Here is a 10,853-nt window from a genome sequence, read left to right as displayed (position 1 = left end):
CCGCCGTGAACACGCACGAACCGCTCACCCAGCCGGAGGTGCAGGGCTTCGCGGCCCTCGCCGCCCGGCTGGCGGAGAACGTCAACTCGGTGGTGCTGGGCAAGCCGCAGGTGGTCCGGCTGGCGTTGACGGCGTTGTTCGCGCAGGGGCACGTGCTGCTGGAGGACGTGCCGGGGGTCGGCAAGACCACCCTCGCGCGGGCGATCGCCGCGACGGTGAAGGGGCGGTGGCGGCGCATCCAGTTCACCCCGGACCTGCTGCCCTCGGACGTGTCGGGGGTGACCATCTTCAACCAGGCCACCCGGGGTTTCGAGTTCCACCCGGGGCCGGTGTTCGCCAACATCGTCATCGCCGACGAGATCAACCGGGCGTCGCCGAAGACCCAGTCGGCGCTGCTGGAGGTGATGGAGGAGCGCACGGTCACGGTGGACGGGGTCCGGCACCCGGTGCCGCAGCCGTTCCTGGTGGTGGCCACGCAGAACCCGGTGGAGATGGACGGCACGTACCGGCTGCCGGAGGCGCAGCTCGACCGGTTCCTGGTGAAGCTGTCCGTCGGGTATCCCGACGAGGCGGTCGAGGTGGAGGTGCTGCGCGGGGCGACGGTCCGCTCCCCCGAGGCGCTGCCGGCGATCACCGACACCGACACGGTCGGTGAGATGGTGCGGATGGCCCAGCGGGTGCACATCGCCGAGCCGTTGTACGCGTACGCGGTCCGGCTGGCCGCCGCGACGCGGGTTCACCCGCAGGTGCGGGTGGGGGTGAGTCCCCGGGGGGTGATCGCGCTGACCCGGGCGGCGTGCGCGTACGCGTTGATCGACGGGCGGGGCTGGATCATGCCGGAGGACCTGAAGGCCCTCGCCGAGCCGGTGTTCGCGCACCGGCTGCTGCTCACCTCCGACGCGCAGGTGCGCGGGGTGAGCGCCGCCGAGGTGCTGCGCCAGGCGGTCGCCTCGGTGCCGGTGCCGCTGCCGTCGGGCCAGGTCGCCCCGGCCCCGGCCTCGCCCCTGGTGCAGGGCTGAGGCGGCTGCGGGGCGTGGGGATCACCGCCCGGGGTGCCGGGCTGCTCGTGGCTGCGGTGGTGCTGCTCGCTGCCGGTTTCCGGTTCGCGTACCCGGAGTTGACGCTGCTGGGCGTGGCGGCGGCAGGGGCGGTGGGCTACGCGCTGCTGGTGGCGCTGTGGCGGCCCCGGCTGGAGGTGACGCGGCGCGCGGACCCGGACCGGGTGTCGCGGGGCGAGCCGGCGCGGATGGTGCTGACGGTGCGCAACGCGGGGCGGCTGCGGGCGGCGAACCTGCTCGCGGAGGACCGGTGCGGTGACCGGACGGTGCCGGTGCCGGTGCTGCGGTTGCGGCCGGGGCGGGACACGACGGTCGACTACGACGTGCCGACGGACCGCCGGGGGGTGGTGCCGGTCGGTCCGCTGCGGGTGACCCGGCGCGACCCGTTGGGGCTGGTGGCGCTGGCGCGGTCGTATTCGGCGGTGGTGCCGGTGTGGGTGCACCCGCGGATCCACCCGCTGACGGCGGTGCCGACGGGGGCGGGGCGCAGCCTCGACGGCCGGGTGGACGGGGTGCCGCAGGGTTCGATCACCTTCGACTCGCTACGGGAGTACGTGGTGGGCGACGAGCTGCGCCGGGTGCACTGGCGCACCAGCGCCCGGGTGGGCGAGCTGATGGTGCGGGAGAACGTCGACACCAGCCTGCCCCGGATCGTGGTGCTGCTGGACAACCGGGCGACCGCCCACCCGGGCCGGGATCCGGAGTCGTTCGAGTCGGCGTGCGAGGCGGCGGCGTCGGTGGTCGCGGCGGCGCTGCGCGCCGACCTGCCGGTGTCGTTGCTGCTGGTCGCGCCGGAGGGGCTGACCACGCCGGAGGGGCCGGCCGGGGAGGCCGCCGGTGCGGGCATCGGGCCGCTGGACCGGCTCGCCGCCGCCCGGCTGGACACCGGGGACGCCACGGCGGCGTTGCGGGCGGCGGCGACCCGGCTGCGCCGGGACCGGCTCGGCGACACGTTGGTCTTCCTCACCGGGCCGGGCGGCCGGGGCGAGCTGGGGCATCTCGGTGCGCTGCGCGGGGCGTACCCGTCGGTGGTGGTGGGGGTGTTCGGGGCGACGGAGCCGGCGCCGGCCGGCGCGACGGGGATCGTGGTCGTCGACGCCGCCGACGGGGCGGCGTTCGCGGCCGAGTGGGACGGGGTCCGCCGGTGGTGAGAGTGTGGCGGGCGCTGCGGGCGGCGCCGCTGCCGGTCGCGCTGGTCGCGATGGTCGCGCTGACCGGGGTGGTGCTCGGCCGGGTGTACGCGGGTGGGCTGCTGACCCGGCTGGTGGTCGGCGCGGCGGTCGGTTCGGTGCTGGTGAGCGTGGTCGCCCGGCGGCTGCCGTCCTGGCTGGTCGCCCCGCTGTCGGTGGCGGGCCTGGCCGGTTTCACGGCGTGGTCGCTGCGGGTGTCGGCCGACGCGGCGGGGCTGCCGGGCTCGCTGGTCGAGGTGGCGGCGGACGCGGCCCGCAACGGCATCCCCCGGCTGCTGACCGCGATGATCCCGGTGGAGCCGACGCCGGACACGGTGCTGGTGCCGCTGGTCGCGGCGTGGCTGGCCGGGCTGGCGGGGGCGGAGGTGGCGCTGCGGGCCGGCCGGGTGCTGCTGGGTTACCTGCCTCCGGCGCTGCTCTACGCCGGGGCGGTGTACGTGGTGGGGCCGAACGCGGACCCGGCGGTGTGGCCCACGGTGGCGTTCGCGGCGGTCGCCGCGCTGGGGCTGGCGGGCCCGGCCGGCCGGCCGGGCCCGTCGGCCCCGGATCCGACGGCCGGGCTGGCGCCGGGGGTGCGGGCGGCCGTTCGGGTACGCCTCGCCGCCACCGCCGCCGCCGGCCTCGTCGTGGTGGTGGGGCTGGCGGCCGTGGTCGGGCCGGTGGTGGCGGGCCGGGTCGACGAACGCCCGGTGGACCCGCGCCGGTACGTGGAGCCGCCGCAGGTGGAGTCGCTGGACGAGAACCCGCTGATCCGCATCTCCGGCTGGGCGTTGAACCCGGGGCAGAAGCTGCTGGACGTGGCCACCGAGCGCCCCGACGGCCCGGCCGGTGCCACCGGGAACGCTGCCGGCAGCCGGTCGGTGCGGATCCGGCTCGCGGTGCTCAGCGACTACGACGGGGTGACCTGGCGGGTCGGTGCGACGTACCGCAACGCCGGCCGGATCCTGCCGGCGACGCAGCCCGAGCCGGGGGCGACGGTGGAGACGGTCCGGCAGGAGATCACCGTGGCGGACCTGAGCGGGCGGCTGCTGCCGGCCGTGGCCACCCCGCGTGCGATCGGCGGGGCCCGGGTGGCGTACGACCCGCTGACGGGGACGCTGATCCGGCCGGAGGGGCTGACGCCGGGGTTGCGGTACACGGTCACCTCGGCCTCGGAGCGGCCCGACAACAACCTGCTCGCCACGGCGGACGTGCCGGCCGGGGAGGAGGTGGCCCGGGTGCTGCGGGTGGCCGACGGGGTGCCCGACCCGGTGCGCCGGCTCGCCGCCCAGCTCGCCGAGGACAACGGGGCCCCGTACGCGCGGGCGGCGGCGATCGAGCAGTTCCTCGCCGAGCACTACCGGGTGGTGGCGGACGCGCCGAGCGGGCACGCGTACCCGAATCTGAACTTCTTCCTCTTCGGCCCGCGCAACGGCGGCGGGCAGCGCGGCACGTCGGAGCAGTTCGCGGCGGCGTTCGCGGTGCTGGGCCGGCTGTCGGGTTTGCCGACGCGGGTGGTGGTGGGCTTCTCCTCCAACGGCAACGGGCCGGTGCGGGCGGCGGACGCGTTCGCCTGGCCGGAGGTGCTCTTCTCCGGGCTCGGATGGGTGGCGTTCGACCCGCTGCCCCGCCCGGACGACGAGCCGCGCCCGGTGGAGGAGGACTTCCGTCCGGTGCCGGAGGACCCGCCGCCGTCGGAGGTGCCCGAGCCGACCCCGGAGCCGACGGAGGCGCCGTCGCCGCAGGCGGGGCCGGCGCGCCCGGTCGACTCGGGCGGGCTGCCGACGCCGGTGCTGGTCGGTGGCGGCGCGGGCGGCCTGCTGCTGGTGGTGGGGGCGGTGCTGGCGGCGCTGGCCGGGATGCGTCGGGCGCGGTCGAGGAGCCGGCTGTCCACGGGCGACCCCGGCCAGCGGATAGCCGGCGCCTGGCGGGAGGTGACCGACGCGCTGCGGCTGGCGGGTCGGCCGGTGGGCGGGGACCTCGCCGCCACGGAGGTGGCGGAGCGGGCCCGCGCCGCCCTGGCCGAAGCCCGCGCCACCCGGGCCGACCGCAGCGACCGTGAAGCCGGGAAGGAGCGTGACGCCTTGGTCGACCGCGACGCCGGGGCCGACCGCGAAGCCTTGGCTGTCACGCGCACGGCTCGGGCCACCGCCGGTGCCGTCGACCCCGGTGCCGTGCCGCCCGACCTGGCGGAGCTGGCCGGGCTGCTCAACCGGCTCGCCTTCGCGCCGGGCGCTGCCGCCAACGAGCAGGCGGACCGGGCCGCCACCCTGGCCGGCGAGTACGTCGCCGCCCTGCGCGCCGCCCGCCCCTGGTGGCGCCGGCTGCTCTGGTCGATCCATCCTGGCCCGCTACGTTGGCGCCCCTGACCCGCCCGCCACCCGACCGCCCGCGCACCGCGCACCGCGCACCGCGCACCGCGCACCGCGCACCGCGCACCGGCGATCTTGCACTTGCGGCCCCCGGGAAGTCTATTTCGCCCCGTAATGCCCGGTCCGCAAGTGCAAGATCGCGGAAATGAAGGGGCGACGACAGGCAGCGCGGGCCGGACCCGCGCCCCGAACCCGCGCGGAGCCGGCCCGCGCCGCCCGCGACAAGATCGCGCTCCTGCATGGATCGAGTGGCATCGGCGTCGCGTGGAGGCCACTCGATCCCGGATCGAGCACGATCAAGACCGGGCCCACGCGGAGACCCGGGCCAGGCACGGGCCCACGCGGAGACCGAAGTCAGGCGCGGAGGCACGCGGAGACCCGGGTCAGGCGCGGAGGCACGCGGAGACGCGGCGGCCCTCAAGTCAGGCGCGGAGGCGGCGGACCAGTTTGCGGAGGCCGGCCTGCCAGCCGTCCGGGTCCTCCGCGCGGCGGAGGGCGTGCTGCGCGACCTCGGGGTGGGGCAGGATGAGGAACCGCTCCTCGGCCAGTCCGGCGATCACCGCGTCGGCCACCCGGTCGGGGTGCAGCACCGCGCCGGAGGCGGCGATCACCCGCGCTCCGAGGTGCCCGGTGGCCAGCCCTTCGGCGAGCATCGGCGTGTCCACCCCCTGCGGGCACAGCGCGCTGACCCGGATGCCCTGGTCCCGGTAGGTGACGGCGAGCCACTCGGCCAGGCCCACCGCCGCGTGCTTGGTCGCGGTGTACGGGGCGTCGCCGACGGCGGTGAGCAGCCCGGCGGCCGAGCAGGTGTGCAGCAGGTAGCCCTGGCCCCGGGCCAGCATCCCGGGCAGCACGGCCCGCGTGGAGTGGACGTGGGCGAGCACGTTGACCCGCCAGGCCCGGTCCCAGTCGGCGTCGGCGGCGTCCAGCCCTGCCGCCGTGGCGACGCCGGCGTTGGCGCAGAACAGGTCGATGTGGCCGTACCGCCGCTCGGTGTCGGCCACCAGCGCGCGGACCTGCTCCTCCACGGTGACGTCGAGGCCGGCGGCGTGGGCCACCGGGCCGACGGCGGCGGCGACGGCGCGGGCGGCGTCCGCGTCGAAGTCGGCCACCACGACGGCCGCCGCGCCCTCGGCGGCGAACCGGTGGGCGAGGGCCGCGCCGATGCCGCCGGCACCGCCGGTGATCACGGCCACCCGGCCGGTGAGGTTCACGCCGGATCCCCGCCCCGGACCGGCCCGAGCCGGGCGATCAGGTCGGCCAGGGCCGCCGGGCCGCCGGCGGCCAGCTCGGGGGTGGGCAGCAGGGCCAGCACGGGTACGTCCACTCCGGCGTCGGCGTAGCGGCGCACCTGGTCGCGGCACTGTTCGGGGGAACCGTGCAGCACGAGCGCGTCGACGACCTCGTCGGGGACGGCGGCTGCGGCGCCCCGCCGGTCCCCGGCCGCCCAGGCCCGCCACACCGGGTCGAGGATCTCCGCCCGGCCCAGCCAGCGGTGGAACGCGGCGTACGCGGGCACCGTCAGGTAGGTGGTGATCAGCCGGCGGCCGAGGGCGCGGGCGTGGCCGGCGTCGGAGGTGGGGCAGACGAAGATCCGGGCGACCACCTCGAACCCGTCGGGCCGCCCGCCCAGCTCGGCGACGGCGGTGGGCACGTCCTCGGCGGCGAGCCAGTTGAGGATCACCCCGTCGGCCTCGGCGGCGGCCAGCCGCAGCATGCCCGGGCGCAGGGCGGCCAGCAGCAGCGGCGGCGGCACGGCCGGCGGCCGTTCCAGGGTGAACCGGCGCACGGCGAAGGTGTCGTACGCGCCGTCGACGGTCTGCCCGGCCAGGGCGGCGCGCAGGAAGCGCAGCACGTCCCGGGTGCGCTTGAACGGTTCGTCGAAGGCGACGGCGTTCCAGTCGCCCACCACCACCGGGGAGGACGCGCCGATGCCGAGCGCGAACCGGCCGGGGGCCGCCTCGGCCAGCGCGGCGGCGCTCATCGCGAGCAGCCCGGGGCCCCGGGTGAAGGCGGGGGCGATGGCGGTGCCGAGCCGCAGCTCCGGCTGCCAGGCGGCGGCCAGCGCCAGCGGGGTGAACGCGTCGGCGCCGTTGACCTCGGAGGACCACACGTCGGTGAAGCCGGCCCGGTGCAGGGTGGCGTAGGCGGCGGCGTGGTCGGCCAGCGGGAGGCCGCCCAGCGGCACGGTCATGCCCCATCGGTTCGTCACCGGTCGATCCTGCCCGCTGCCCCGCGCTCCCGGCAAGGGCGGCGGATCGTGGCGGATCCGGGGGAACCGGGCCGGGGCGGCGGGCCGGGGTGCTACGACTGCCAGGTGGAGCGGTACGACGGCGGGAGCCGCTGAGCATGGCCGCCGGGGCGGACCGGCCCGGCCGGTGGTGGCGCGCACCCCCGCCGGGCTGGGTGAGCGGCCTGCAGCCCGCGACCGCGGGTACGACCCGGGCCACGTTCCTGGAGCTGTTCTTCGACCTGGTGTACGTCTTCGCGCTGACCCGCGTGTCGGCGCGGGCGTTCGAGGACCTGGCGGTGGAGGCGGGCGGCACGAGCGGCTGGTCGCCGTTCACGGGCACGGGGAAGACACTGCTGCTCCTGCTGGCGCTCTGGTCGGTGTGGCAGGGCACCGCGTGGACCACCAGCCGGTACGACCCGTACCACTTCGGGTTACAGGCGGTGGTGGTCACCGCGCTGGTGGCGAGCATGGTGATGGGGGTGGCGATCCCTCGCGCGTTCACGGTGAGCGGGTTGGCGTTCGCCGCCGCGTACGTGGTGGCGCAGGTGACCCGGCCGCTGCTGCTGCTGGTGGCGCTGGGCCAGCACGAGTACCGCCAGCTGAAGCTGCGCATGTTGATCACCTACCTGTTCCTCGGGGTGCTCTGGCTGACCGGCGCGTTCCTGCCCACGAACCCGCGGGTCGTGCTGTGGGCGGCGGCGCTGGCCGGCGAGTACCTCGCCTCCCGGTTCGGCTGGCCGGTGCCCGGGCTGGGCCGTTCCCGGGTCAACCGGTGGCAGGTGATCGGCGAGCACCTCGCGGAGCGCTACCAGCAGTTCTTCCTGATCGCGTTGGGCGAGACGATCCTGGTGGTCGGGCTCGCGTACAGCGCCCACCCGTTCGGGCTGGCGCGGACGGTCGCCTTCGGCACGGACATCGTGATCTCGGTGCTGCTGTGGCGGATCTACTTCCAGCGGGCCGGGCAGATCCTGCCCGAGGCGGTGGCGAAGGCGACCCGGCCGGCGGTCATCGGCCGGTCCGCCGCCGACACCCACCTGGTGATGGTGATCGGCCTGACCGCCACCGCGATCGGCTACGAGCTGACCATCGAGCACCCGTTGGGCCATCCGGCGGCGGCCTGGATCGCCATGGTGGTGGGCGGCCCGGTGATCTTCCTGGCCGGCCGGGCCCGCTTCGAGTACGAGGTCTTCGGCCGGGTGTCGCGATCGCGGTGGATCGCGGCGCTGGCACTGCTGGCGGCCGTACCGGTGCTGTTGCACGTGGCGACGCTGGTGTCGGCCGCGGCGGCGGCCCTGGCGCTGCTGGCGGTGGCGGTGGCGGACGCCCGGCGGGCCTGGGGCCGCCCGCCGGAGCAGCCCGCGCCGCCGTTCTGACCCCCGCCTGCGAGCCGGGCCGGCGGGCCCCCAGGGTGCCCCCGGACGACCTCGACGGAGTCGGGGTGCCCGACGGGTCAGCCGCCGAAGGCGAGCAGGCGCAACCCGGCGGCCCCGAGCGCGGTCCGCTCCCGGCCGGTCAACGGGTCCCGGCCGGTGGCCTTGCGGAGCACCGTCAACCGGTCCCAGCCGAGTTCGGGCGGCACGGCCCGGCCGCCGGTCAGCAGCGTCGCGACGACCTCGGCCGCGGTCGGGGTCAGCCAGGGTTCGCGGCCCAGGGCGGCGGCCAGGTCCAGGCCGTGCACGCCGACCTCGACCACCCGGGTCACCAGGAACTCGGTCAGGGCCATCGCGTCGCCGTGCCGGGTGCGGACCACCCGGTCGACGCTCTGGCGGGCCACCGCCGCGTCGGCCGCGCGCCAGTCCCGGTCGAACGCGGCGGCGATCCCGGCCGGGTCGGTCGCCTCGCGGGCCTGCCGGCGGGCGCTGTCGACCCGGTCCCGGTCGACCTGTGGGGCGAACTTGGCCGCGCCGAAGTAGCCGGCGGCGTCCACCTCGGCGCGGGGCGGGGCCGGGGCGGCGAGCATTCCGGTGAGCCGGCCCGCGCCGGCGTGGACGTGGGCGACGAGGTCGCGTACGGCCCAGGGCGGGCAGTCGGTGGGCCGGTCCAGGTCGGCGGGGGTGAGCTCGCGCAGGACGTCGCCCAGCGCCGTGCACTCGTCGCGGAACGCCGCCCGCACCGTGTCGTGGGTCGTCCGCATCGGTTCCCTCCTCCGCCGTCAGCCCTTGACGCGGGGCACCAGGCGGTGCACGACGGCGAGCACCAGCGCCGCCACCACGGCCATCGTCCCGGCGATGCCGGCGGCGCTGCCGGCGTAGCCGACGAACAGCGACCGCCGGCCCATCTCGTCCGGGTCGAGTTGGGGCAGGTCGACCAGCCAGGACAGGGCCAGCGCCGAGGCCACCACGGCGATCGCCCCGCCCAGGCCGAGCACGACGGCGGCGACCCGGTGCGCGTCGGCGGGCTCCACCTGGGCCTGTTCCCGCTGGGTGACCAGGAGCAGCAGCCCGGCCAGCGCCGCCCAGACGCCGACGACGAGGAACGCCGCGACGGCGTCGCTGGGCCGGTGCCAGCCGGCGGAGAGCGTGGCCACGCCGGCCACGGCCGCGTACGCGGTGCCGAGGTATGCGCCGAGCACCCGGACCGTGGGCGGGAGGACCAGGATCAGCGCGAGGGCCACCGACGCGGCCACGGTGGTGTGCCCGCTGGGCAGGCTGTTGCCGGCGGCCGACCGCTCGGGGTCGATGCCGAAGTCGGGCCGGGCCAGGAAGTGTTTGAGCAGCTGGGTGCTCACGTTCGCCCCGGCGATGAGCAGGGTCGCCGTGATGGCCAGGGCGACCCGCCGCCGGATGAGCGCGATGAAGCCGATCATCGCCGTCGCGGCCAGCAGCGACAGCGCGGACATCGTGTTGAGGATGCGGTTCACCGGCTCGGCGATGCGGTCCTGGCCGATCTGGTTGCCGGTGAGGGCGACCGTGTCGAGCCACTGGCCGAGCTCGGTGTGCAGGGCGGCGCGCCACACGACGAGGAAGGCGGCTGTCTGGGCCAGGGCCAGTACGACCAACCAGACCGCCGTCCAACCCCTCGCCGTCGCGCGCACCCGCACACCGTAGCGGCACTCGCCGGAGCGTCCCCCGGTGGCCCGCCGGGGCCCTGCGGTTAGTTTGGGGCGGACGTACAGGAGGTTGCCGGTGACCGCCGCACCCGGGCCCGAAGGCCCTTCGCACCCCGTTCCGTCGCCCCCGGCCGACCGGCCCGAGTCCCTCGCCGACCTGCTCGGCGGGCGGCGCGGTGCGGTGGACGCCACCGCACCGCCGGTGGCGTTCGCGCTCGGTTGGCTGGCCACCGGTCACTCACTGGTCGGCGGGGTGGCCGCCGCCGTGGTGGCCGGCACGGCGGTGGCGGCGTGGCGGCTGCGGCGGGGCGACCGGCCACGGTCGGTGCTGATCGGGCTGCTCGCGGTCTGCGTGGCCGCGCTGATCGCGTTGCGCACCGGGCGGGCCACCGACTTCTTCCTCGTCCAGGTGCTGTCGAACGTGGCCAGCGCGCTCGCCTGGGCCGTGAGCATCGTGGTCCGCTGGCCGTTGCTGGGCGTCCTCGTGGGGGTGGCGCTGCGGCAGCGGGGCCGGTGGCGGCGCGACCCGGCGCTGCTGCGGGCGTACGGGCGGGGCAGCTGGGTGTGGGCGGCGACGTACGCGCTGCGGGTGGCGGTGTTCGTGCCGCTCTACCTCGGCGGGCAGGTGGTGGCCCTGGTGGTGGCGCGGGTGGCGCTGACCTGGCCGCTGGTGGCGTCCGCGCTGGCGGTGAGCTGGCTGGTGATCCGCCGGTCGCTGCCGGCCGGGCATCCGGGGCTGCGGCACCCGGTGACCGTGCCCGGCCCTGCGCCGGAGGCTGGGACGGGGCCCGGGACAGAGCCCGGTGCGGGGACAAAAAGGGAGAGGCCGCCACGGGGGGAGCGGCCTCTCCGGTGACGTACGTTACTCCGTCCGCGACCGTCACGTGATCCCTGGACGGTCACTTTTTCCGGGGCTTTTTCGCGGCAAGTTCAGCTTCGGGCGGTGGGGCGGGCCGGCCGGTCCGCTGCGTT

The 10,853-nt window shown here is 76.7% G+C and carries 9 protein-coding genes; 5 read left to right on the top strand and 4 right to left on the bottom strand.

Annotated features, from left to right (window positions below; all coding sequences use genetic code 11):
- Nucleotides 1–5 precede the first annotated feature (5 nt).
- Genes TK50_RS25400 through TK50_RS25390 form a run of 3 tightly spaced genes read left to right on the top strand, consistent with a single transcriptional unit; the run spans nt 6 to nt 4,596 of the window.
- Nucleotides 6–1,019 (top strand): AAA family ATPase, encoded by a 1,014-nt coding sequence (locus TK50_RS25400; RefSeq protein ID WP_043967742.1) that lies wholly within the window; start codon nt 6–8, stop codon nt 1,017–1,019.
- A 14-nt stretch (nt 1,020–1,033) separates the two neighbouring features.
- Entirely contained in the window at nt 1,034–2,209 is a 1,176-nt protein-coding gene (locus TK50_RS25395) for a DUF58 domain-containing protein (RefSeq protein ID WP_043967740.1), read from the top strand.
- Nucleotides 2,185–4,596: a transglutaminase TgpA family protein gene (locus TK50_RS25390; protein ID WP_043967736.1), complete on the top strand. Its 2,412-nt coding sequence runs from the start codon at nt 2,185–2,187 to the stop codon at nt 4,594–4,596. Before TK50_RS25395 ends, TK50_RS25390 begins: the two co-directional genes overlap by 25 nt.
- A gap of 425 nt (nt 4,597–5,021) precedes the next feature.
- Here TK50_RS25390 and TK50_RS25385 read toward each other — a convergent pair whose 3' ends face one another.
- Nucleotides 5,022–5,813 (bottom strand): SDR family oxidoreductase, encoded by a 792-nt coding sequence (locus TK50_RS25385; protein ID WP_043967734.1) that lies wholly within the window; start codon nt 5,811–5,813, stop codon nt 5,022–5,024.
- The gene (locus tag TK50_RS25380) at nt 5,810–6,793 is read right to left on the bottom strand and encodes an LLM class F420-dependent oxidoreductase (protein WP_043967733.1); all 984 of its coding nucleotides are present in this window, start codon (nt 6,791–6,793) and stop codon (nt 5,810–5,812) included. Before TK50_RS25380 ends, TK50_RS25385 begins: the two co-directional genes overlap by 4 nt.
- 155 nt (nt 6,794–6,948) lie before the next feature.
- Here TK50_RS25380 and TK50_RS25375 point away from each other — a divergent pair, with 155 nt between their 5' ends.
- Nucleotides 6,949–8,205, top strand: a complete 1,257-nt coding sequence (locus TK50_RS25375) for a low temperature requirement protein A (protein WP_082106576.1) — start codon at nt 6,949–6,951, stop codon at nt 8,203–8,205.
- A gap of 77 nt (nt 8,206–8,282) precedes the next feature.
- On the opposite strand, the gene TK50_RS25370 is transcribed toward TK50_RS25375, so the two are convergent.
- Together TK50_RS25370 and TK50_RS25365 are read right to left on the bottom strand one after the other, a co-directional pair.
- Nucleotides 8,283–8,966, bottom strand: a complete 684-nt coding sequence (locus TK50_RS25370) for a maleylpyruvate isomerase N-terminal domain-containing protein (RefSeq protein ID WP_043967731.1) — start codon at nt 8,964–8,966, stop codon at nt 8,283–8,285.
- Nucleotides 8,967–8,984: 18 nt separating this feature from the next.
- Nucleotides 8,985–9,872, bottom strand: coding sequence for a phosphatase PAP2 family protein (locus TK50_RS25365; RefSeq protein WP_043967729.1), 888 nt, complete (start codon nt 9,870–9,872; stop codon nt 8,985–8,987).
- Nucleotides 9,873–9,957: 85 nt separating this feature from the next.
- On the opposite strand from TK50_RS25365, the gene TK50_RS25360 reads away from it, so the two are divergent.
- Complete coding sequence (locus TK50_RS25360) at nt 9,958–10,737, top strand: DUF3159 domain-containing protein (RefSeq protein ID WP_043967728.1); 780 nt, start codon at nt 9,958–9,960, stop codon at nt 10,735–10,737.
- The last annotated feature ends 116 nt before the right edge of the window (nt 10,738–10,853 follow it).

This window comes from Micromonospora haikouensis, from assembly GCF_000876225.1.
GTDB classification, from domain to species: Bacteria; Actinomycetota; Actinomycetes; order Mycobacteriales; family Micromonosporaceae; genus Micromonospora; species Micromonospora haikouensis.
Note: the sequence above shows the minus strand (reverse complement) of the source record. Positions and strands in the feature narration are given on the sequence as shown.

Coding starts and splice junctions, on each gene's coding strand:
- TK50_RS25375 (WP_082106576.1), top strand. CDS start 6,949: ATGGCCGCCGGGGCGGACCGGCCCGGCCGGTGGTGGCGCGCACCCCCG.
- TK50_RS25380 (WP_043967733.1), bottom strand. CDS start 6,793: ATGACCGTGCCGCTGGGCGGCCTCCCGCTGGCCGACCACGCCGCCGCC.
- TK50_RS25370 (WP_043967731.1), bottom strand. CDS start 8,966: ATGCGGACGACCCACGACACGGTGCGGGCGGCGTTCCGCGACGAGTGC.